The 23,006-nt window shown below is 70.5% G+C and carries 17 protein-coding genes; 7 read left to right on the top strand and 10 right to left on the bottom strand.

Features of this window, described 5'->3' with window-relative positions; all coding sequences use genetic code 11:
* Nucleotides 1–57: 57 nt before the first annotated feature.
* The 4 genes from DEI92_RS01640 to DEI92_RS01625 form a co-directional block, all read right to left on the bottom strand.
* A complete protein-coding gene (locus DEI92_RS01640) occupies nucleotides 58–1,281 on the bottom strand; it encodes a type II secretion system F family protein (RefSeq protein ID WP_111012118.1) in 1,224 nt (407 codons plus the stop codon).
* Nucleotides 1,281–2,900, bottom strand: coding sequence for a PilT/PilU family type 4a pilus ATPase (locus tag DEI92_RS01635; RefSeq protein WP_111012117.1), 1,620 nt, complete (start codon nucleotides 2,898–2,900; stop codon nucleotides 1,281–1,283). Before DEI92_RS01635 ends, DEI92_RS01640 begins: the two co-directional genes overlap by 1 nt.
* Nucleotides 2,901–2,928: 28 nt before the next feature.
* Nucleotides 2,929–4,599, bottom strand: coding sequence for a GspE/PulE family protein (locus DEI92_RS01630; RefSeq protein ID WP_111012116.1), 1,671 nt, complete (start codon nucleotides 4,597–4,599; stop codon nucleotides 2,929–2,931).
* Between the two features lie 189 nt (nucleotides 4,600–4,788).
* Nucleotides 4,789–5,814 (bottom strand): GNAT family N-acetyltransferase, encoded by a 1,026-nt coding sequence (locus DEI92_RS01625; RefSeq protein WP_146249074.1) that lies wholly within the window; start codon nucleotides 5,812–5,814, stop codon nucleotides 4,789–4,791.
* Between the two features lie 79 nt (nucleotides 5,815–5,893).
* Between DEI92_RS01625 and DEI92_RS01620 the strand changes: the two genes are divergently transcribed.
* Nucleotides 5,894–6,301 carry a VOC family protein gene (locus tag DEI92_RS01620; RefSeq protein ID WP_146249073.1) on the top strand — a complete coding sequence of 136 codons (408 nt, stop codon included), beginning with the start codon at nucleotides 5,894–5,896 and terminating at the stop codon, nucleotides 6,299–6,301.
* Nucleotides 6,302–6,450: 149 nt separating this feature from the next.
* Here DEI92_RS01620 and rpoC read toward each other — a convergent pair whose 3' ends face one another.
* The 6 genes from rpoC to DEI92_RS01590 all read right to left on the bottom strand — a co-directional run bounded on the left by rpoC (nucleotide 6,451) and on the right by DEI92_RS01590 (nucleotide 17,852).
* The gene (gene rpoC, locus DEI92_RS01615) at nucleotides 6,451–10,332 is read right to left on the bottom strand and encodes a DNA-directed RNA polymerase subunit beta' (RefSeq protein ID WP_111012113.1); all 3,882 of its coding nucleotides are present in this window, start codon (nucleotides 10,330–10,332) and stop codon (nucleotides 6,451–6,453) included.
* Between the two features lie 41 nt (nucleotides 10,333–10,373).
* Nucleotides 10,374–13,865: a DNA-directed RNA polymerase subunit beta gene (gene rpoB, locus DEI92_RS01610; protein ID WP_111009882.1), complete on the bottom strand. Its 3,492-nt coding sequence runs from the start codon at nucleotides 13,863–13,865 to the stop codon at nucleotides 10,374–10,376.
* Between the two features lie 392 nt (nucleotides 13,866–14,257).
* Nucleotides 14,258–15,229 (bottom strand): aldo/keto reductase, encoded by a 972-nt coding sequence (locus DEI92_RS01605; RefSeq protein WP_111009883.1) that lies wholly within the window; start codon nucleotides 15,227–15,229, stop codon nucleotides 14,258–14,260.
* A 91-nt stretch (nucleotides 15,230–15,320) separates the two neighbouring features.
* Entirely contained in the window at nucleotides 15,321–16,070 is a 750-nt protein-coding gene (locus tag DEI92_RS01600) for a response regulator transcription factor (RefSeq protein ID WP_111012112.1), read from the bottom strand.
* Nucleotides 16,067–17,344, bottom strand: coding sequence for a histidine kinase (locus DEI92_RS01595; RefSeq protein ID WP_111012111.1), 1,278 nt, complete (start codon nucleotides 17,342–17,344; stop codon nucleotides 16,067–16,069). The genes DEI92_RS01600 and DEI92_RS01595 overlap by 4 nt, the downstream gene beginning before the upstream one ends.
* Before the next feature lie 7 nt (nucleotides 17,345–17,351).
* Nucleotides 17,352–17,852: a hypothetical protein gene (locus DEI92_RS01590; protein ID WP_111048192.1), complete on the bottom strand. Its 501-nt coding sequence runs from the start codon at nucleotides 17,850–17,852 to the stop codon at nucleotides 17,352–17,354.
* Nucleotides 17,853–18,005: 153 nt separating this feature from the next.
* Between DEI92_RS01590 and DEI92_RS01585 the strand changes: the two genes are divergently transcribed.
* From DEI92_RS01585 to DEI92_RS01560, 6 genes are all read left to right on the top strand, one after another.
* Complete coding sequence (locus tag DEI92_RS01585) at nucleotides 18,006–18,845, top strand: spermidine synthase (RefSeq protein WP_111011255.1); 840 nt, start codon at nucleotides 18,006–18,008, stop codon at nucleotides 18,843–18,845.
* A gap of 93 nt (nucleotides 18,846–18,938) precedes the next feature.
* Nucleotides 18,939–19,787: a hypothetical protein gene (locus tag DEI92_RS01580; protein ID WP_111012109.1), complete on the top strand. Its 849-nt coding sequence runs from the start codon at nucleotides 18,939–18,941 to the stop codon at nucleotides 19,785–19,787.
* Nucleotides 19,788–19,851: 64 nt separating this feature from the next.
* Nucleotides 19,852–20,541, top strand: a complete 690-nt coding sequence (locus DEI92_RS01575) for a hypothetical protein (RefSeq protein WP_111012108.1) — start codon at nucleotides 19,852–19,854, stop codon at nucleotides 20,539–20,541.
* Nucleotides 20,538–21,005 carry a SprT-like domain-containing protein gene (locus DEI92_RS01570; protein WP_111012107.1) on the top strand — a complete coding sequence of 156 codons (468 nt, stop codon included), beginning with the start codon at nucleotides 20,538–20,540 and terminating at the stop codon, nucleotides 21,003–21,005. Before DEI92_RS01575 ends, DEI92_RS01570 begins: the two co-directional genes overlap by 4 nt.
* 39 nt (nucleotides 21,006–21,044) lie before the next feature.
* On the top strand, nucleotides 21,045–21,734 hold the full coding sequence (locus DEI92_RS01565) for a CGNR zinc finger domain-containing protein (protein ID WP_258368739.1): 690 nt from the start codon (nucleotides 21,045–21,047) through the stop codon (nucleotides 21,732–21,734).
* Entirely contained in the window at nucleotides 21,731–22,960 is a 1,230-nt protein-coding gene (locus DEI92_RS01560; RefSeq protein ID WP_111012106.1) for an Nramp family divalent metal transporter, read from the top strand. Before DEI92_RS01565 ends, DEI92_RS01560 begins: the two co-directional genes overlap by 4 nt.
* Nucleotides 22,961–23,006 lie beyond the last annotated feature (46 nt).

The following is a 23,006-nucleotide window of genomic DNA, read 5'->3' as shown; positions in this document are numbered from 1 at the left end:
GAAACGGGGGCAGTTCGCGGGCGAACCACCCCCCGCACGGGGGCATTCCGGTCAGATTCAGTGGATGAGCGTGGTGATCTGGAAGATCGGCAGGTACAGCGCGACGATCATCCCGCCGACCACGACGCCGAGGAACGCGATGAGCAGCGGCTCGATCAAGGAGGTCAGGGCTTCGGTGGTCGACTCGACCTCGGCGTCGTAGAACACCGCGATCTTCTCGAGCATGACCTCCATGGAACCGGCGTCCTCGCCGACCGCGACCATTTGACTCACCATTTGCGGAAAGACACTCTCCCGCGCCAGTGGAGCGGCGATCGATTCACCTTTTCGGACGGATTCGGCGACGCGGTCCAGGGCCTTTTCCACCACGAAGTTGTTCGACACTTCGCCGACGATCTTCAACGCTTGCAGGATGGGCACGCCGGCGCCGATCATGTTCGCGAAATTGCGGGCGAACCGGGCGATCACGATCTTGGTGCTCAATTGCCCGAACACCGGCAACTTGAGCCGGATCGGGTCGAGGAACCCACGCACCCGGTCGGTGTTCTTGTTGGCGCGGTACCAGAGCCATCCGACGATGATCAGCACCGCCAGGACCGGCCCAAGCCAGACCATGGCATGCGATGCGTACACGAGCATCATCGTCGGCAACGGGAGCTTGCCGCCGAGACTCGCGAACATGTTCTGGAAGATCGGCACGATGAAGATGAGCATGATCACGACGCTGGCCAGCGACATGATCAGCACGACGGTCGGGTAGGTCATCGCGGACTTGATCGTCGAGCGGAGCTTGTGCTCCTTCTCGAAGTTCATCGCGATCGAGTCCATCGCCTGGTCGAGGAACCCGCCGGTCTCACCCGCACGGATCATGTTGATCATGATCGGCGGGAACTCGACGGGGTACTTCGACACGGCGTCCGAGAACGAGACGCCCTGCTCGACCTCGTCGCGGACCTTGCCGAGGATCTCCTTGAGCTTCTTCGACTCGGTCTGGTCGGCCAGGATCGTCAGTGCGCGGAGCAGCGACAGGCCGGACGAGAGCATGGTGGACGCCTGACGCGCCATGATGGCGAGGTCCTTGAGCCCGACGCCCTTCTGGAACCCCGGGATCTTGATCTCGGCCTGGAGGCCCGTGCCCGGCTTGGCCTCGTCGAGCGCGATCGGCGAGATGCCCATGGTGCGGAGCCTCGCGACGGCGGCACCCTCACTCGCGGCGTCGAGCTTGCCCTTGACGAGCTTGCCTGCGGTGTCACGCCCGCGGTAGTCGAACGCCAGGGTCATCAGTAGCCTCCCGAGTACTTGTCGCCGAAGTCGATCTCGCTCGCGGCGATGGCGGCGGCGGACGAGTCGGACGGCGACTCGACGCGCTGGACGAGGCGACCGAAGCCCTCTTCGTCGTGCACCTTCTCGAGCGCGGCCCGGCGCGTGATGGTGCCCACGTTGACGAGTTCGGCGAGGTCCTGGTCCATCGTGTGCATGCCGGCGTCACCGCCGGCCTGCATGGCCGAGACGATCTGGTACGTCTTGCCCTCACGCACGAGGTTCGCGATGGCGGGCGTGGTCACCATGACCTCGGTCGCCACGACGCGGCCCGAGCCGTTCGCCTTGGGCACGAGGGTCTGGCAGACGACACCCTGCAGGGTCGCGGCGAGCTGGGTCCGGATCTGCCCCTGCTGGTGCGGCGGGAAGACGTCGATGACACGGTCGATGGTGCCGGGCGCACTCTGCGTGTGCAGGGTCGCGAACACCAGGTGGCCGGTCTCGGCCGCGGTGAGCGCGACCGAGATGGTCTCGAGGTCGCGGAGCTCGCCGATGAGGATGACGTCCGGGTCCTGGCGGAGCACGTGCTTGAGCGCCTGCGCGAACGAGCGGGTGTCGGCCCCGACCTCGCGCTGGTTGATGATCGCCTTCTTGTGCTCGTGCATGAACTCGATCGGGTCCTCGACCGTCACGATGTGGTCGGCGCGGGTCTCGTTGACGAGGTCGATGAGCGCCGCGAGGGTCGTCGACTTGCCGGACCCCGTCGGGCCGGTGACGAGCACGAGCCCACGGGGCAACTTGGCGAACTCGCCGATGTGCTCCGGGATGCCCAGCTGCTTGAGGCTCTTGATCCTGGTGGGGATGATGCGGAAGGCCGCGCCCCAGTTCCCGCGCTGCTGGTAGAAGTTCACGCGGAACCGCGACTCGGTCGACAGCGAGTACGCGAAGTCGAGTTCCTGCTCCGACTCGAACTGCCGCAGCTGCTCCGGGCTGAGCAGTGTCGTGAGCGCGTTGATGACCTTGTCGCGCGACCACGGGCCTCCCGGCACGGCGGGACGGAGCGAACCGTCGACGCGCACGGTCGGTGCCGCGTCCGCGGTGACGTGGAGGTCCGACGCGCCCTGGTACACGACCTGCGACAGGGCGACGACGAGGTCCGGGTCGGCGACCTCACGCGCGTGTCGCGTGTACTCGATGACGACCGCGTCGTCGTCGGTGGGGACCGCCGCGGCGACGTGCGCGGCGGGCGCCGGCACGAACGCAGGGGTCGGGAGGACCGTGGTCGGCGGGGCGGGTTGTACCGGCACCTGGGCGGTCGCGACCTCGGACGGAGCGGCGTACGCGACGGAGGAGGCGACGGGGTACTGCGGTGCCGGCGGTGTCGCCGGGACGCTGCCGTCGGGTGAGGCGTACACCGGCTCCGAGTACGGGGACGACACCGACGCCGTGTTCGCCGCGGCCCACGCAGCATCGTCCGACAGGTCGAACACACGCCCGGTGCCCGCGACGACCGGCTGCTGGCCGGTCTCCGCGAGCCGCGCCGCGCGCCGTCCACCGACGACGTTGCCCGCGGAGCCGGGGTGCCATCCGGCGACGGGCTCGTCCGAGCCGGCACCGAGGTCGTAGACCGAATCACTCATGCGATGACCTGTTCGTCCGTTCTCTGGGCTACGCGACGACGCGCAGGATCTCCTCGACGCTGGTGAGGCCGAGCTTGACCTTCTCCCAGCCGTCCTGGCGGAGGGTGAGCATGCCCTGGGCCTGGGCGACCCGGCTGATCTCCACGCTCGAGCTGCGGGAGACGGCGAGGCGCTCGATCTCCTCGGAGACCGTCATGACCTCGTGCAGGGCGATGCGGCCGCGGTACCCGGTGTTCGAGCACACCGCGCAGCCGACCGGTGCGTACACGGTCGGCAGGGGCTGCGCCACGTCGTCGATGAAGCGGAGGTCCCGGAGTCGCTCCACGGTGTGGTTCGCCGGTGCCTTGCAGCGGTCGCAGAGCTTGCGGGCGAGGCGCTGCGCGACGACGCAGTCGAGGGCAGAGCCGACGAGGAACGGCTCGATGCCCATCTCGGTGAGGCGGGTGACCGCGCTCGGGGCGTCGTTCGTGTGGAGGGTCGAGAGCACGAGGTGACCGGTGAGCGACGCCTCGATGGCGATCTGGGCCGTCTCGTGGTCGCGGATCTCACCGAGCAGGACCACGTCGGGGTCGGACCGGAGGATGCTCCGCAGCGCCGAGGCGAACGTCAGGCCCGCCTTCGGGTTGACCTGCACCTGGTTGACGCCCGGCATCCGGTACTCCACCGGGTCCTCGACGGTGATGACGTTGATCTCGGGCTTCGCGACGGCGTTCAACGTCGTGTACAGCGTGGTCGACTTACCGGAACCCGTCGGGCCCGTGACGAGGATCATGCCGTACGGCTTGGAGTAGGAGCGCTTGTACGCCTCGGCGTTGCGCTCGAGCAGGTTGAGGTCGCGCAGGGACATCGAGGTGTTCGAGTTGTCGAGGATCCGCATGACGACCTTCTCGCCCCACACGGTGGGGAGCGTCGCGACGCGGAGGTCGATCTGCCGGCCGCCGTGCCGCACGGACATGCGGCCGTCCTGCGGCTTCCGTCGCTCGGCGATGTCGATGTCGCTCATGATCTTGAGCCGGCTGATGACACCGTTCTGGATGTTCTTCGGCGCCGGCGTCATCTCGTGCAGCACGCCGTCGATGCGGTAGCGGACCCGGACGTCATGCTCGCCGGGCTCGATGTGGATGTCGGACGCGTGGTCCTGGATCGCCTGCGACACGAGCAGGTTCACGAACCGGACGATCGGGACGTCGTCGAGGCCGCCGTCGCCGATGTCGACCTGCTCGTCGTGGTGCACACCAGCTTCCTCCTCGAGCGAGGAGGTCAGGTCGTTGAGTTCGTCGTCCGCACGGAGGTACCGGTCGAGTGCGGCGACCATGTCGCGCTCGTCCACCTGCAGCGGCTTGATGACCCGACCGGACGCGGCACGGGCGTCGTCGAGGGCGAGCACGTTCGCGGGGTTCACCATCGCGAGGACGAGGGCCTCGCCCTCGAACCCGACGCCGAGGATCCCGTGCCGACGACACAGGGCGGCCGGGAGCATGGACACCGCGGTGCCGTCGACGGGGTAGTCGGTGAGCGGCACGGACTTCGAGTTGTTCGACGCCGCACGAGCCGTGACGAACTGGGCCTCGCTCACGACGCCCTGGTCGACGAGGGACCGGATCGCCCGCTCGTCCACCTGCTCGTCGCCGGTGAGGGTGTCGAGGTGCTCGATCGGCAGCGCGCCGTTGAGGATGAGGATCTCCGAGAGGGTCGCCATGGCGCTCCTCACCTCCTTGTTCTCGCACGATCAGGGGACGCGGCACGGCAGGGATGACCGAGACCTCGTCGATGCGGCCGGAACGCGATGCGGATCGGACCCGGGACGCCGCGTTCTCGGACGTTGACCCACGCTAATTCGTGCGCATGATCCGGGCGCAGTCCCAGAAAGAGGGGGGACCGCGCTGGATCAGAACAGCGCTGCGTGGCTGACGGTCGTGCGCGCCCGTACGAACCCCATCCGCTCGTAGAGGCCGAGCGCCCCGGAGGGGTTCTCCGCGTCGACGTCGAGCACGACGTGGTCGAGGCCGGCCCGCTGGGCTGCCCGCATGGTCGCGCCGAGCACGAGCGGGGCGAGTCCCCGCCCTCGGTGGTCGCGCACGACCCCCACGTAGTCGACGTAGGCGTGCGATCCACCCCGGGCCGCGAAGGCGTCGGGATCGACCTCGGTGACCGAGAACGCGACCACGACTCCCGACCCGTCGACGACGACGTACGAGAGGTCGAAGCGGAAGGTGTCCTCGTGGAACCGACGCGCCCAGTCCTCGGCCGGGGTCGACTGCGATCCCCAGTGGTCGCGGAAGGCGTCGTTCCGGGCGATGCGGATCGCCTCGACGTCGGACTCGACGGACGGCCGGAGCACGAACCCGTCCGGGACGGCGCGCTCGAGGATCGGATCGGCGAGGTCACGTTCGAGCTCGAGCCAGTACCGGAGCGGCACGAGACCGGCGCGGGCGGCGAGGCGCAGCGGTCCCGAGCCCTCGGCCGCGGCGAGTTCGAGCATGCCCGGCACCGTGAGCTCCGAGGCCGCGAGGAGCTGCCGACCGCGACCGAGTTGCCAGGCGAGGAGGCGCCGGCCGATCCCCTGCCCGCGGACGTCGGGGTGCACGGCGCCGAGGAGCAGGACGCGGAGCATGGTCTCGCGTCCGGGGACCGCGAGGTCGAGCGCTGCAGCCATGACATGCCCACCAGCATCGACGCCGACGAGGCCGTCCCGCTGCGGATCGACGCCACTTGTGGAGAACCAGTGGGCGATCTCGCCTCGGGAGGGCCGCCACGTCGGGGCGTCGACCGCGGCAGCGGCGACGATGAGCTGGTGCACGGCCTCGAGGTCACGCTGCTCGAGCGGCCGGAACGACAGCCCGGCGATCGACGTGGGCAGCGACAGGGCCGCCGGAGCGGTCACCCGCTCGGCGAGGGAGGTGCTCGTGCTCATGCCGCCAGTCTCCCAGGAACCGTCCGTCCGGCGCGGCGGGGATCTCGACGGGCACAGCGCCGGTGTCGCAAGATGGACCATGGACATCACGAGCGTGACCGTCGGGCTCCCCGTCACCGACATCGAGGCGTCGTGCCTCTGGTACGGCGCGGTGTTCGAGCGCGCCGAGCCCGACCTCGAGCCCGCCGACGGCGTCGCCGAGTACGAGGTCAGCGGCATCTGGATCCAGCTGTACGAGGACGAGCACGCCGAGGAGCAGTGCGTGGCCGTCCGGTTCGGCGTCGATGACGTCGCGGCCCAGCACGCGCGGATCGGTGCCCTCGGCATCGACGTCGGCCCGATCGCCCGGGTCCCCGGCGCCGTCGAGTACTTCGACTTCCGCGATCCCGACGGCAACGAGTTGAGCCTCTACTCGCTCATCGACGAGACCGGTCGTGACGAGTCCGGGCGCGACAGCGACGCCGGTCGCGCGCCCGGCAAGGGCTGACGCCGGTCGGGAGGCACGGGGCGGCCGCCCCCGTCCCTCCCGGCCGCCCCCCCCCTGTTCCCGTTCCAGGATGCCGCGGGAGGAACGGGGGGGAACGCGGAAGGGCCCCGCACCGATGATCGGTGCGGGGCCCTTCGTGGTCACCTGACTCAGTTGTAGGTACCCGGCGTGAAGTCGTCCGACGAGAAGCTGTCGAAGTCGACGAAGCTCAGGTCGGCGTCCGAGAACGAGGAGTCGTCGGCGAAGATGCGGTTGGGGTACCGCTCCGCCTTGGCTTCCTCGGTGGCCTGGACGTCCACGTTCCGGTACCGGCTGAGGCCCGTCCCCGCGGGGATGAGCTTGCCGATGATGACGTTCTCCTTGAGACCGACGAGCTGGTCCTGCTTGCCCTCCATGGCCGCCTGCGTCAGGACGCGGGTGGTCTCCTGGAAGGACGCGGCGGACAGCCACGACTCGGTCGCGAGGGACGCCTTGGTGATGCCCATGACCTCCTGGCGGGCGGAAGCGGTCTTCTTGCCCTCCTGGAGCGCCGCACGGTTGATCTCGTTGTACCGCGAACGGTCGACGAGCTCACCCGGGAGCAGCTCGGTGTCGGCGTGGTCGACGACCGTCACCTTGCGGAGCATCTGGCGGACGATGACCTCGATGTGCTTGTCGTGGATCGGCACACCCTGCGAGCGGTACACGTCCTGCACGCCGCCCACCAGGTGCTTCTGCACCTCGCGGACACCCTTGACCCGGAGGACTTCCTTCGGGTCGACCGTGCCGGCGATGAACTGCTCGCCGAGCTCGACGTGCTGGCCGTCCTCGACGAGGAGGGTCGCACGCTTGAGCACCGGGTAGACGAACGGCTCGTCACCGTTGTCCGGCGTCAGGATGACCCGACGCTGCTTGTCCGTGTCCTCGATCGTCACGCGACCGGCGGCCTCCGCGATGGGCGACGCACCCTTCGGGGTGCGGGCCTCGAAGAGCTCCGTCACGCGGGGCAGACCCTGCGTGATGTCGTCCGCCGACGCCGAACCACCCGTGTGGAACGTGCGCATCGTGAGCTGCGTGCCGGGCTCGCCGATCGACTGGGCCGCGATGATGCCGACGGCCTCGCCGATGTCCACCAGGTTGCCCGTGGCGAGCGAGCGGCCGTAGCACTTCGCGCAGACGCCGACCGCCGACTCGCACGTCAGGACCGAGCGCACCTTGATGCTCTCGACACCCGCCGCGACGAGCTTGTCGATGAGGACGTCACCGACGTCCTCACCGGCGTCGGCGAGGACCGTGCCCTGCTCGTCCGTGACCGCGGTCGCGAGCGTGCGGGAGTACACGGTGTTCTCGACCGTGGCGTCGCGGTGCATCGTGCCGTCCGCGTCCTTGGTCGCGATCGGCAGCTCGAGCCCACGCGTCGTCCCGCAGTCGTCCTCACGGATGATGACGTCCTGCGACACGTCGACGAGACGACGGGTGAGGTACCCGGAGTCCGCCGTGCGGAGCGCGGTGTCGGCGAGGCCCTTGCGGGCACCGTGCGTGGCGATGAAGTACTCCGCCACGGTCAGGCCCTCCCGGTAGGAGTTGATGATCGGGCGGGCGATGATCTCGCCCTTCGGGTTGTTCACCAGACCACGCATACCGGCGATGTTCCGGACCTGGAGCCAGTTACCACGAGCACCCGAGGACACCATGCGGTTGATGGTGTTGTCCTTCGGGAAGTTGTCGCGCATCTCCTGCGCGATCTCGTTCGTGGCTTCGGTCCAGATCTTGATCAGGTCCGCGCGACGCTCGGCGTCGGTGATCAGACCCTTGTCGAACTCGCCCTGGACCTTCGCCGCCTGCGTCTCGTAGCCGGCGATGATCTCCTTCTTGCGGGGCGGGGTCACGACGTCCGACAGCGCCACCGTGACGCCCGAGCGGGTGCCCCAGTAGAAGCCGGCGTCCTTGATCCGGTCGAGCGCCGCAGCGACCTCGACCTTGGGGTACCGCTCCGCGAGGTCGTTGACGATCGACGACAGCGTGCCCTTGTCCGCGACCTTCTGGACGAACGGGTAGTCCGCCGGGAGGGTCTCGTTGAAGAGCGCGCGACCGAGGGTCGTCTCGAGGATGAACGGCTGACCGGCCTCGAAGCCCTCGGGGGCCTCGCCCTCGGCGAAGTGGAGGTCCGACATGCGGATCTTCACGAGCGCGTTGAGGTGCAGCGAGCCCTGGTCCTTCGCGAGGATCGCCTCGGCGACGGACGAGAACGCGCGGCCCTCGCCGACGGCACCCTCGGTGACGGTCGTCAGGTGGTGCAGACCGATGATCATGTCCTGCGCGGGCAGGGTCACCGGGCGGCCGTCCGACGGCTTGAGGATGTTGTTCGAGGCGAGCATCAGGATGCGGGCCTCGGCCTGGGCCTCGACCGACAGCGGCAGGTGCACGGCCATCTGGTCACCGTCGAAGTCCGCGTTGAACGCGGCACACACGAGCGGGTGGAGCTGGATCGCCTTGCCCTCGACGAGCTGCGGCTCGAAGGCCTGGATCCCGAGGCGGTGCAGCGTGGGCGCACGGTTGAGCAGCACGGGGCGCTCGCGGATGATCTCCTCGAGGACGTCCCACACCTGCGCGCGCGACCGCTCGACCATGCGCTTGGCGGCCTTGATGTTCTGTGCGTGCGACAGGTCGATCAGGCGCTTGATGACGAACGGCTTGAACAGCTCGAGCGCCATCTGCTTCGGGAGACCGCACTGGTGGAGCTTGAGCTGCGGGCCCACGATGATGACCGAACGACCGGAGTAGTCGACGCGCTTGCCGAGCAGGTTCTGGCGGAAGCGACCCTGCTTGCCCTTGAGCATGTCGCTCAGGGACTTGAGGGCGCGGTTGCCGGTACCCGTGACCGGACGACCACGGCGACCGTTGTCGAACAGCGCGTCCACGGCCTCCTGCAGCATGCGCTTCTCGTTGTTCACGATGATCTCGGGGGCACCGAGGTCGAGCAGGCGGCGGAGACGGTTGTTGCGGTTGATCACACGACGGTAGAGGTCGTTGAGGTCACTCGTGGCGAAGCGGCCACCGTCGAGCTGCACCATCGGGCGCAGCTCCGGCGGGATCACCGGCACGACGTCGAGGACCATCGCCGCCGGCGAGTTGCCGGTGATGAGGAAGGAGTTCACGACGCGGAGACGCTTGATCGCGCGGATCTTCTTCTGGCCCTTGCCCTCGGCGATCTGCAGGTGCAGCGCCTCGGCCTCGGCGTTCAGGTCGAAGCCCTCGAGCCGGAGCTTGATCGCCTCGGCGCCCATGTAGGCGTCGAAGTAGATCCCGTACCGGTCCTGGAGCTCGTGGAACACGGCGTCCTCGGGCTTGAGGTCGCCGACCTTGAGGTTGCGGAAGTCCTCCCACACCCGCTCGAGGCGCGTGATGTCCTCGTCGAAGGACTTGCGGACCTGTGACATCTCCTTCTCGGCGCCGTCCTTGGTGCGACGCTTCTGGTCGCTCTTGGCGCCCTCTTCCTCGAGCGCCGCGAGGTCGTCCTCGAGCTTCTTGAGGCGGTCGGCGATGATCGAGTCGCGCTGGTTCTCGAGGTTCTTGATCTCGAGGCGCATCTCGTTCTCGAGGCCGGGCATGTCGGCGTGACGGCCCTCCTCGTCGATGTCGATGATCATGTACGCCGCGAAGTAGATGACCTTCTCGAGGTCCTTCGGCGCCATGTCGAGCAGGTACCCGAGGCGCGACGGGACGCCCTTGAAGTACCAGATGTGCGTGACGGGCGCGGCGAGCTCGATGTGGCCCATGCGGTCACGGCGGACCGAGGACTTGGTGACCTCGACACCGCAGCGCTCGCAGACGATGCCCTTGAACCGGACGCGCTTGTACTTGCCGCAGGCGCACTCCCAGTCGCGGGACGGACCGAAGATCTGCTCGCCGAACAGACCGTCCTTCTCCGGCTTGAGGGTGCGGTAGTTGATGGTCTCCGGCTTCTTGACCTCGCCGTACGACCACTGACGGATGTCGTCGGCCGTGGCGAGGCCGATCCGCAGTGCGTCAAAGGAAGTTGCTTCGAGCAATGTTCTTCTCTCTTGCTGGATCTGACGTGTGTCGGGCGGGATCAGATGTCGTCGATCGTGGACGACTCGAACCGCGAGGAGATGTTGATGCCGAGCTCTTCAGCGGCGCGGAAGACCTCGTCGTCCGTGTCGCGGAGGCTGACCGCGGTGCCGTCGGCCGAGAGGACCTCGACGTTCAGGCAGAGCGACTGCATCTCCTTCATGAGGACCTTGAAGCTCTCCGGGATGCCGGGCTCCTGGATGTTCTCGCCCTTGACGATCGCCTCGTACACCTTGACGCGGCCGAGGATGTCGTCGGACTTGATCGTGAGGAGCTCCTGGAGGGCGTACGCGGCGCCGTAGGCCTCGAGGGCCCAGACCTCCATCTCGCCGAAGCGCTGACCGCCGAACTGCGCCTTCCCACCCAGCGGCTGCTGCGTGATCATCGAGTACGGACCGGTCGAGCGGGCGTGGATCTTGTCGTCCACCAGGTGGTGCAGCTTCAGGATGTACATGTAGCCGACCGAGACGGGCTCCGGGAACGGCTCGCCGGAGCGACCGTCGAAGAGCTGCGCCTTGCCCGAGGAGCCGATCAGCCGCTCGCCGTCGCGGTTCGGGAGGGTCGAGTCGAGGAGTCCCTCGATCTCGCGCTCCGCCGCGCCGTCGAACACCGGGGTCGCGACCTTCGTGCCCGGAGCCGCGGTGCGCGCGGCCTCCGGCAGGTTCTCGGCCCACTCCTGGATGCCCTCGACGTTCCAGCCCTGCTTGGCGAGCCACCCGAGGTGGATCTCGAGGACCTGGCCGAAGTTCATGCGGCCGGGGACGCCGAGCGGGTTGAGGACGATGTCGACCGGCGTGCCGTCGGCGAGGAACGGCATGTCCTCGACCGGGAGGATCGTCGAGATGACGCCCTTGTTCCCGTGGCGGCCGGCGAGCTTGTCACCCGCGGTGATCTTGCGCTTCTGGGCGATGTAGACGACCACGCGCTGGTTGACGCCCGAGCCGAGCTCGTCGTCGCCGTCCTGCGCGTCGAACACCTTGACGCCGATGATCGTGCCCTCTTCACCGTGCGGCACCTTGAGCGAGGTGTCACGGACCTCGCGCGACTTCTCGTTGAAGATCGCGCGGAGCAGGCGCTCCTCGGCGCTGAGCTCGGTCTCGCCCTTCGGCGTGACCTTGCCGACCAGGATGTCGCCGGGGCGGACCTCGGCACCGATGCGGATGATGCCGCGCTCGTCGAGGTCGGCCAGGAGGTCCGGGCTGACGTTCGGCAGGTCGCGGGTGATCTCCTCCTTGCCCAGCTTGGTGTCGCGGGCGTCGACCTCGTACTCCTCGATGTGGATCGAGGAGAGGACGTCGTCCTTCACGAGGTTCTGCGACAGGATCATCGCGTCCTCGTAGTTGTAGCCCTCCCACGGCATGAACGCGACGAGGAGGTTCTTGCCGAGCGCGAGCTCGCCGTTCTCCGTCGCGGGGCCGTCGGCGATGACCTCGCCGGCCTCGATGCGCTCACCGGCGTTGACGATCACGCGGTGGTTGTAGCTCGTGCCCTGGTTCGAGCGGTCGAACTTGCGCAGGTAGTAGGTCTGCGTCCCGCCCTCGTCGAGCTGGACGGTGACCGCGTCGGCCGAGACCTCGGACACGACACCAGCGGCGTCGGCGGTGACGACGTCACCGGCGTCGATCGCGGTGTAGCCCTCCATGCCGGTGCCGACGAGCGGCGACTCGGAGCGGAGGAGCGGCACGGCCTGGCGCTGCATGTTCGCACCCATGAGGGCGCGGTTCGCGTCGTCGTGCTCGAGGAACGGGATGAGCGAGGTCGCGACCGACACCATCTGGCGCGGCGAGACGTCCATGTAGTCGACCTCGGCCTTGTCGACGAGCTCGACCTCGCCGCCCTTCTTGCGGACGAGCACCTTGTCGTCGACGAAGTTGAAGTCGCTCGTCAGCGGGGCGTTCGCCTGGGCGACGACGTAGTCGTCCTCTTCCGAGGCGGTGAGGTAGTCGATGTTCGTCGTGACCTGACCGTTGACCACTCGGCGGTACGGCGTCTCGATGAACCCGAAGGAGTTGATCCGGGCGAACGAGGCGAGCGAACCGATGAGGCCGATGTTCGGGCCTTCGGGGGTCTCGATCGGGCACATGCGGCCGTAGTGCGACGGGTGGACGTCGCGGACCTCGACGCCGGCACGCTCACGCGACAGACCACCCGGACCGAGGGCCGACAGACGACGCTTGTGCGTCAGGCCCGCGAGCGGGTTGTTCTGGTCCATGAACTGCGACAGCTGGCTGGTCCCGAAGAACTCCTTGATCGCGGCCACGACGGGGCGGACGTTGATCAGGGTCTGCGGCGTGATCGCCTCGATGTCCTGCGTGGTCATGCGCTCGCGGACGACGCGCTCCATGCGGGACAGACCGGTGCGGACCTGGTTCTGGATGAGCTCGCCGACGGCGCGGATGCGACGGTTGCCGAAGTGGTCGATGTCGTCGACGTCGAGGCGGAGCTGGACCGGCTCGCCGTCGCGGACGCCGTTCAGCGTCTTCTGCTCGGCGTGGAGCGCGACGAGGTACTTGATGGTCGCGACGATGTCGGCGACGGTCAGGACCGAGTCGGACAGCGGCGCGTCGATGCCGAGCTTGCGGTTGATCTTGTAGCGACCCACCTTGGCGAGGTCGTACCGCTTCGGATTGAAGTAGAAGTTGTCGAGGAGCGCACGCGCGGCCTCGGCAGCGACCTGCTCGCCCGGACGGAGCTTGCGGTAGATGTCCTTGAGCGCCTCCTCCTTGGTGAGGATGGCGTCCTTCTCGAGGGTGGCCTCGATCGACGCGAAGCCCTTGAACTCGTCGAGGATCTCCTCGCTCGTCAGGCCGAGCGCCTTGAGGAAGACCGTGACGGACTGCTTGCGCTTGCGGTCGATGCGGACACCGACCTGGTCGCGCTTGTCGATCTCGAACTCGAGCCAGGCACCGCGCGACGGGATGACGCGAGCGGAGTAGATGTCCTTGTCGGACGTCTTCTCCTGGGCGCGCTCGAAGTACACACCGGGCGAACGGACGAGCTGCGAGACGACGACGCGCTCGGTGCCGTTGATGATGAACGTGCCGCGCTCGGTCATGAGCGGGAAGTCGCCCATGAACACGGTCTGCGTCTTGATCTCACCGGTCATGTGGTTCATGAACTCGGCGTTGACGTACAGCGGCGCGGCGTAGGTCTTGCCGCGCTCCTTGCACTCGTCGATCGAGTACTTGGGGTCCTCGAGCTCGGGGGCCGTGAACGAGAGCTGCATGGTCTCGCCCAGGTCCTCGATCGGGGAGATCTCCTCGAAGATCTCCTCGAGCCCGGAGTGGAGCGCGAGGTCCGTGCGACCCTGCTCCTGCCCCTCGGCGAGGCGGGCCTTCCAGGTGTCGTTGCCGACGAGCCAGTCGAAGCTCTCGGTCTGGAGGGCGAGGAGATCGGGGACGGTGAGCGTGTCCTTGATCTTGGCGAACGAGAGCCGCTGGTGAGCGCGGCCGTTCTTGGGTGAGTTGGTGGATGCGTTGGGCGCAGCAGCCAAGGGGGTAACCTCCGGATGGCCCCGTCGGGCCGATACTGACGGGCAGTATGTAGGTGGATGGACTGATCGCTCGGCGACCCCGGGTGGGCACCCCGCACCGTGTCGGACCGGGGTCCGATGAGTCGGTGTGGGATGATCAGGCGAGCTGCTCCGTCACCCCCGCCGCCATATACGGGGTAGAGCCGGAGCGCTGCACCAGGGGGCCTTGGTCGACCGCAATATGACGACACCGATGCCAGGGAGCGCGAACCTCTATCATAGGTCGCCGGTTTCGGTGCTGTCCAGTCCGTAGTTGACCGGAATCCGCACCGGAGTGTATAAGCGGGCAGCGCCTCCCGGCATTCCCACTGCCAGGAGGCGCTGCCCGCGTCCGTCCGTCGGGGCGCGCGTCCTCAGATGTTGAGGCCCGACATGTCCGGGTAGCGGTCGCCCGCGGCCGGCTCGAGCCGGTCGAGCGCGGCCATCTGCTCGGGCGTCAGCACGAGGTCGTCGGCCGCGAGGTTCTCCTCGAGCCGCTCGATGCGCTTCGTCCCGGGGATGGGCGCCATGTCGTCACCCTTGGCGAGCACCCACGCGAGCGCGATCTGCGCCGGGGTCGCGTCGACCTCGCGGGCGATGCGCTCGACCTCGTCGACGATCGCCAGGTTCTGCTGGAGCGCCTCGCCCTGGAACCGCGGGTTGTTCCGACGGAAGTCGTCGGCGTCGAGCTTCGAGGGGTCGCGGAGCGCGCCGGTGAGGAACCCGCGGCCGAGCGGCGAGTACGGCACGAAGCCGATGCCGAGTTCGCGGAGGACGGGGATGACGGCCTCCTCCGGGTCCCGCGTCCACAGCGAGTACTCCGACTGCACGGCGGTGACCGGGTGCACGGCGTGCGCGGCTCGGATCCGCTCGGGCGCCGCCTCGGACAGGCCGTAGTGCAGGATCTTGCCCTGCTCGATGAGCTCCGCGAACGCGCCGACCGTGTCCTCGATCGGGGTGTCCGGGTCCATGCGGTGCTGGTAGTAGAGGTCGATGTGGTCGGTGCCGAGGCGCTGCAGCGAGCCCTCGACGGCGATGCGGATGTTCTCGGGGCTGCCGTCCGTGCCGCGCTGGCCGTCGCCGCGGTGCCGGATGTTGCCGCCCTTCGTGGCGATGACGACCTCGTCGCGGTGCTCGCGGAGGGCCGCGCCGACGAGTTCCTCGTTCGTGTAGGGGCCGTAGATCTCGGCGGTGTCGAAGAACGTGACGCCGAGTTCGACGGCGCGGTGGATCGTGGCGGTCGACGCGGCGTCGTCGGCGGCGGCACCGGAGTAGAAGGCGCTCATGCCCATGCAGCCGAGACCGAGTCGGCCGACGTCGAGGGTTCCGAGGGTGACGTGACGCATGCAGGTGCTCCTGTCGGGTCGGGGTGGGGGGACGAGCGGAGGCTACGCTCCGCACCGGGGGGCGGCTCGGATGGGCGGGGCCGGAGGGGTGTCAGGAGCGCGGGGACAGGACGACCGCGACCGCCTCGGCCCGGGTGCGGACGCCGAGCTTGGCGAACACCTGGTTCACGTACGACTTCACGGTCGGGACCGTCAGGAACAGCGCGCTGGCGATCTCCGGGTTCGTGCGACCCGCCGCGATCGCCGCGAGCACGTCTGCCTCGCGCGGGGTGAGCGTCGGCCAGCGGGTGCGGAGCGCCCCGGGTGTCGCCGGGTCCGCCGCTCGCGAGGGCGCTGCCAGGGGGTGGGTCCCCGGATCCGCGGCGCCCGTCGCCCGCGGCGCCGCCCGTGCCGGGAGGCCCGTCGTCGGCTCGGTCGCGTCCGGCAGGTTCGCCACGAGGAGCGCCGCCACCGACGCGTCCAGGGTCGTCTGCCCACTCGCCACGGCCCGGACCGCCGCCGCGAGTTCGGCTCGACCCGCGTCCTTCGTCAGGTACCCGCGGGCCCCGGCACGGAGCGCGGTGACGATCGAGGCGTCGTCCGCGAAGGTCGTGAGCACGAGGACACGGACCCCGGGGTGCTCGCGCTGGATCGCCGCGGTCGCCGTCGCGCCGTCGACCCCGGGCATCCGGAGGTCCATGAGGACGACGTCGGGGCGTTCCGTCGCCACGAGCGCGAGTGCCGCGGCGCCGTCGGCGGCCTCGCCGACGACCTCGACGTCGGGCAGGAGCGACAGGACCGTCACGAGCCCGTCGCGGACGATCGCCTGGTCGTCGGCGACGAGGACGCGGATCGGGGTCACGAGCGCGGGCCGCCGTCCACGTGGGGCACGTGCATCGACACGACGAACTCCCCCGCCGTGCGACCGGCGCGGACGGCCGAACCGTCGCCGAGCTCCGCGAACCGCTCCCACATGCCGACCAGGCCGTGGCCGCCGCTGGCGAGCGGGTTCGTGACGACCACGTCGACGGCATCGGAACCGTGCACGACGGAGAGCTCCACGGTGGCACCCGGCGCGTGCCTGCGGGCGTTGCTCAGGGCCTCCCGGGCCGCGGCGACGACGACCGCGCGGTGCGCGTCGTCGAGGTCCCGCAGCGAGAGGTCGCCCTCGGTGAGCACGGCGCCGCCGAACGAGCGGTGCGCGGCCACGAGGGGCACGAGCCCGCCGCCCGATGCGCCAGGACCGGGCACGGCGGCACCGGCGTCGACAGGGCCGGACGTGGCGGCGCCGGACACGTCGCTGCCGGACACGGCGGCGCGGGACGCGGCGGGGAGGGACGGTGCGGCTCCGTCCCTCCCCTCCGGATCGCGGAGCGCCGCGACCGCACGCCGGGCCTCCACCAGGCTGTCCGCGGCGAGACGGCGGGCATCGGCGGCCTTGGCGGTGCCCTCGGCCGTCCGCCCGGCCTCGAGGAGGGCCTCGACCGCGTCGAGCTGGAGGACGAGTCCGCCGAGTCCGTGCGCGAGGACGTCGTGGACGTCTCGGGCGACCCGAGCCCGGTCGGCGAGCAACGCGGACCGCTGCTGCTCGGCCTCGGCCTCGGCGACGCGGTGTGCGAGCGCTTCCTCCCGGCGCCTGGCGAGCCGGGCCTGCCGCCGGCTGACCCCGATGAGGACCGCCACCGCGAGCCCTGCGAGCACGCCGAGCAGGACCAGTGCCGGGACGCCCTCGACGGCCGCCACGACCGCGACGATGACGGTCGCGACCCCGGCGAGCGACGGTCCGAGCCACACCGGCAGCGCGAGGTCCGCCCCGAGGACGACGAGCGCGACCATGATCGGTGCGACGAGGGCGGCCGAGGACGCCATGACGCCCGGTGCGGCGAGGAGGACCATCACGACCGCGGCGACGGCCGGGCCGGCACGTCCGGGCAGGAACAGCCGCACGGCCCACGCGAGCAGGGCGACACCGGTGGCGACCACGACGAGCACGGGCACGTCCGCGCCGGCGAAGGACCGGGCCGTCGACCACGCGACGACGACCACGCCGACGAGGTTGAGTGCGGAGCCGACTCCGTTGCGGTCCGTCAGCAGGGCGTCGGTCGAACCGGTGCCGGGGCGGCCCACGCTGTTCACCGCTCCATCATGCCCGGACGAGGGGTCCGCGCGGGATCCGGCGGTCGATGACGAACGCGCGGGCGGCCCGGTTCGCCGCGATGCCGAGCAGGACCACCCCGGTCGAGGTGAGCAGGACGGCGCCGAGCTGCGACCCGAGGACGTCGATCCCGACGCGGACCAGGACGAGGACGAGCCAGAGCGCCGCGCCGGTCCAGCCGCTCCGCGCCTCCAGGGACGACGGCCGCCCGGGGCGATCTGCGTCCACGGTCCGGAACCGGGTCATCGTGCCCATCACCGCACCGACGGCGGCCGACAGCACGAGCTCGACCACGAGGAGCGCGACGTCCACCGTGCCGACGCGGGCCACGCCGCTGTGCGTGAGCGAGAGCACGCCGACGCCGGCCAGGACGACCGGCATCCGCCAGACCCGGGTCGGGTCGACGCGGCGCCAGGTGGTCTGGCGGTACATGAGGAACGCGACGAGCGCGAGTCCGAGCGCGATGTTCCCGATGGCCTGCAGCGTCATGACGACGGTCTCCTCCCGGTGGTCGGGACGCTCCCGTGACCACCGGGATCCAGCCTCGTCATCGGGTCGCGGACGCCCCACCACCCCCGGGTGGGGACCGGGGTGCAGGCGGGTGGTGATCGTGCTCGTCGGGGCAAGGCGGAGGATGGGGGCATGGAGGACGCAATCCGCATCGGTGCCGGCATCGCCGTGATCGAGCCAGACCGGCACCGCCCGGGGTCGTACACGCTCGTCGTCGACGGCACCCCGCAGTCGCACGTCGACCTCGAGGACCCCACCCACCTGGCCTTCGAGTACGTGCGGCGGATCGGCCACGCGATCGACCTGCTGCCGTCGGGGCCGATCACCGCGCTGCACCTCGGCGCCGGGGCGTTGACGCTGCCACGGTACGTCGCGGCCACCCGCCCGGGGTCCCGCCAGCAGGTGATCGAACTCGAGCGGGACCTCGTCGACCTGGTGCGCAAGGAGCTGCCCCTGCCCCGCGACGCGTCCATCCGGGTCCGGTACGGCGACGCCCGCGCCGTGCTCGAACGGCTGCCCGCGGGACTCGCCGGGACGGTCGACCTCGCCGTGGTCGACGTCTTCAGCGGCTCGACGACGCCGGCCCACGTGACGAGCATCGAGTTCCACCGGGAGCTCGCCGCGCTCCTGTCGCCCACCGGGATCATCGCGGTGAACGCGGCGGACGGTGCCGGCCTGGCGTTCGTGCGCGGGCAGCTCGCGACGCTGCAGGCCGTGCTGCCCTCCGTGGCGGCCGTGGCGGACACGGGGATGCTCAAGGGGCGGCGGTTCGGGAACGTGGTGCTCCTCGCCTCGCCGACCGAACTGCCGTTCGCCGACATGCCACGACGGTTCGCGTCCGACCCGCTCCCGAGCAAGGTCGTGCACGGCGCCGAACTCACCGCGCTCATCGCCGGTGCGGCCGTCGTGACGGACGACACCGCGACCGGGTCCCCGGAGCCGAACCGGTCCGTGTTCACGAGCGGGCGCTGAGTCCCCTGCCGCTCGGCCGCCGGTCCTGCCAGGATGAGCGCAGTGCCGCCGGGCCCCCGGCGTCGCACCGACCCGGACGAGTGGGGAACCGCCATGAGCAACGACGACCGCGACGCACCCCGGTGGGGGGAGCGCCTGCCGCAGCCCGACGCCGACCGACACGGTGAGGCCCCGCGGGACGGGCAGCCGCGGTACGGCGAGCAGCCGGACGGACAGCCCCGGTACGGCGAGCGGCAGGACCCAGCACCGCAGGACGGCCAGCCCCGGTACGGCCAGCAGCACGACGGCCAGGAGTACGGGCAGCCCCGGTACGGCGAGCAGCACGACGGGCAGCAGTACGGCCAACAGCACGACGGCCAGCAGTACGGCCAACAGCACGACGGGCAGCAGTACGGCCGACAGCACGACGGCCAGCAGTACGGCCAGCCCCAGTACGGCCAGCCGCACCAGGGCGACACCCAGCACGGCGCTCCGCAGTGGCAGCCGTACGCGCAGCACCCCTACGGGCAGCCGTCCGGCGGCAGCGCGGCGTGGGCGAGCGCTGGCGGCGCGCGACCGTCCCGTCGACTCGGCGTGATCGCGCTCATCGCCGGCATCGTGGCGCTCGCGCTCGGGATCGTCGGCGGGATCGTCTTCGGCCAGGGCCTGGCGCACATCCCCGGCCTCGCCGACCAGATCCGCAGCGGTGGCGGCGTGGTCGACCAGTCGGAGCTCCAGGCGAAGATCCGCCAGGACCCGTCCGTGCTCGCGGGGATCGCGACGGGCGGTCTCCTCGCCCTCGTGGGCACGGCCTTCGGGATCTGGGCCCTCGTGCAGGGCATCATCGCGATCGCCAAGGACCGCGGCCGCGTGTTCGGGATCATCGCAGTGGTCGTCGCCGTGCTCGGGCCGATCGCCTTCGGCGCGGTCTACACGGCCGTCGTCGCCGCAGCGACGCGATGACGGTCGCCGCCGAGCGGGCGCAGTGCACCCCGCACGCAGGTCGACGGGGCTACCCTCGTTCCTGATGTGCCCCCTCCCGACCGACCCGACCGGCCCCCGGGACCCGCGCGCGGACCGACGCCTCCGGGACACCGACCCGGTGGACCTGCGGCCGCGGACCGCCGGAGTCAGCCCCGGGAGCACGTTCGCGCCCATCAGCCTCCGTCCCGCCGTGGACGTCGCCCTCGTGCAGGAGCGACTACAGCGCCTCGGCCAGAACCGCAGCACGGCAGCGCTCGCCGAGCGGGCCGAACTGCTCCGGCTGCTCGGTCGGCTCGACGAGGCCCTCACCGTGGCCGAGGAGGGGTTCCGCCTCGCTCTCTTCACGGGTGACCGCGCCGACGGAGTGTCCGCCCGCATCCGACGCGCGCACGTGCTGCACGACCTCGGCCGGTTCGAGCGCGCGGTGACCGAGGCCTCGACCGCCCGGGGCACCGCCGCGATCGAGGAGTGGTACGAGCTCGAGGGTGCCGCCGCCGAGCTCGAGGGCTGGTCGCTGTACGAACTGAACCGCTACGAGGAGGCCCGCGCCGCACTCAACCGCGCCCACGACGCCTTCCGTGCCGCGGGGGCATCACCGGAGCGGACGAGCGCGCTCAAGGCCGCGGTGGAGGAAGCGATGCGTGCCCACCTGCAGAATCCCTCGTCCTCGCGACGCTCGGATCCAGCCGACGCCGTGCGTGCCGCCGCGGCGAGGAGGGACCTGCCCCGGTGAGCGACCTCGACCGCGTCCGGCAGATCGCCGCCGCGGTCATGGACGCCCACCTGGAACCCTGGAGCTGGTCGTTCGACCTCGACAACGCGAAGACCCGCGCCGGGCAGTGCGACTTCGGCCGCCGCCGCATCACCGTCAGCCGGTACATCGCCCTGCGCTCGACCGATGAAGAGGTCCGGCAGGTGCTCCTGCACGAGGTCGCCCACGCGCTCGCGGGTGCCCGCGCCGGCCACGGTCCGGCATGGCGACGGGCAGCGGGGGCCATCGGGTACGTCGGCTCGCGCTTGCACGACGGGCCCATCGCGAGCGAACTCGCGCCGTGGGTCGGGACGTGCCCGGCCGGCCACGAGCACTTCCGGTACCGCACCCCGAACCGCCCGATGGCGTGCGCGCGGTGCTCGCGGCGATACGACCCCCGGCACGGGATCACCTGGCAGCGCCGCACACCCGAGCGCGCAGCTTGATCTGAACCGGCTTCGACGTAACCGACTAGCGTGGTGTCCGTGCACACCGGGCAACAGATCAGGACCGAGTCCGGCGGGACGTGGTTCTTCGACGCGGGCCGGATCGCGCTCGACTTCGCCCACACGGGCGGCTTCGCCGACGACCCGGACGGACTCCGGCCGCGGGCGCACCTCGGCGAACTGCTCGCGACGCCCGCCGACCTCGACCAGTGGTTGTCCGAGCACACCGAACCGGTGGACGTCGGCGCCGGCGAGCGTGAGCTGCACGACGCGCGCGAGCTCCGGGGCGCGATCGCCCGCCTCGCGGTGGCCGCGGCACCACCGCCCGTCGTCACGGCCGGCGGCAGCGTCGTGGCCGCGGGCCTCCGCGCACCCGCCGGCCCGGTCCGACCGCGCCCGGACGACATCGACACCGTCAACCTGTTCGCCGCCCTGCCCGACGTCCCGCCGACCCTCGCCGGAGGGCGTCGTCGCGCCGGTGCGAACCGCGTCCGACTCGCGCAGGCCCTGTCGAGCATCGCGCGTGACGCGGTCGCGCTGTTCACCGAGGTCGGGTTCGACGGCGTCGAGGGAGACCACGCTGGTCGGCTGAGCCGCTGCGCGGCCGCCGACTGCGGACTCGTGTTCCACGACGGGTCGCGCGGTGGCACCCGGCGGTGGTGCTCGATGCAACGGTGCGGCAACCGCGAGAAGGTCCGCGCGCACCGCGCGCGCGTCGCAGCACGGTGACCGACCCGCGGCCGGAACGTCGGCGGGCGGGCGGTCTCGCACTCCTCGGGCCCGCGTTCGTCGCGGCGATCGCGTACGTCGACCCGGGGAACGTCGCCGCGAACCTCACCGCCGGCGCGCGCTACGGGTACCTGCTGCTCTGGGTGCTCGTCGCGGCGAACGCGAGCGCGGTGGTCGTGCAGTACCTGTCGGCGAAGCTCGGCATCGTGACGGGTCGCTCACTGCCCGAGGTGCTCGGCGCGCACATGCGCCGCCCGGCGCGACTGCTGTTCTGGGCCCAGGCCGAGGTCGTCGCGGCGGCCACCGACGTCGCCGAGGTGATCGGCGGCGCACTGGCGCTCCACCTGCTGTTCGGGCTCCCGCTGTTCGTCGGCGGGGTCGTCACGGGGATCGTGTCGGTCGTCGTGCTCGCCGTGCAGTCCCGCCGGGGCGCCCGGACGTTCGAGGTCGTCGTCTCGGGCATGCTCGCCGTGCTCACCGTGGGGTTCTGCGCCGGCCTCGTGTTCACCGATCCGTCACCGTCGGCGATGCTCGCGGGACTCGTGCCGCGGTTCGAGGGCTCGGGGTCGGTCGTGCTCGCGGCGTCGATGCTCGGCGCGACGGTCATGCCGCACGCCGTCTACCTGCACTCCGCGCTGAGCCGGGACCGGCACGCGGCAGCCGCGCCGGGCACCGAGCGCCGGCGGGTGCTCCGCGCCACCCGCTGGGACGTCGGGCTCGCGCTCGTCGTCGCGGGCGGGGTCAACGTCGCGATGCTCGTCCTGGCGGCCGCGACACTGCAAGGGGTCGGGGGCACCGACACGATCGCCGGTGCCCAGCGTGCGATCACGGCACACCTGGGTCCGGTCGTGGGCGTGCTGTTCGCGGTCGGGCTCCTCGCGTCGGGGTTGGCGTCGACCTCGGTGGGCTGCATGGCCGGGGCGGAGATCATGCGGGGCCTGCTGCACGTCCGGATACCGCTGCTGCTCCGGCGCCTCCTGACGCTCGTGCCCGCCCTGGTGCTCCTCGCGGTCGCGGTCGACCCGACCGTCCTGCTCGTGGTGAGCCAGGTGGTCCTCAGCTTCGGCATCGCGTTCGCCGTCGTGCCGCTCGTCGCGTACACGTCCCGCCGGAGCCTCATGGGGCCGGACGTCAACGCGATCGGGACGCGGGTGCTCGCGTCGGTGATCGCGGTCGTCATCGTCGCGCTCAACGTCGCGCTCATCTGGCTGACGCTGCACGGCTGAGCCCGCGCGCCCCTGCCTGCCGTCCGAGGTGACCCGCAGGCAGGCC

Origin of the sequence: Curtobacterium sp. MCBD17_034 (assembly GCF_003234515.1) — a bacterium.
Lineage (GTDB): Bacteria > Actinomycetota > Actinomycetes > Actinomycetales > Microbacteriaceae > Curtobacterium.
Note: the sequence above shows the minus strand (reverse complement) of the source record. Positions and strands in the feature narration are given on the sequence as shown.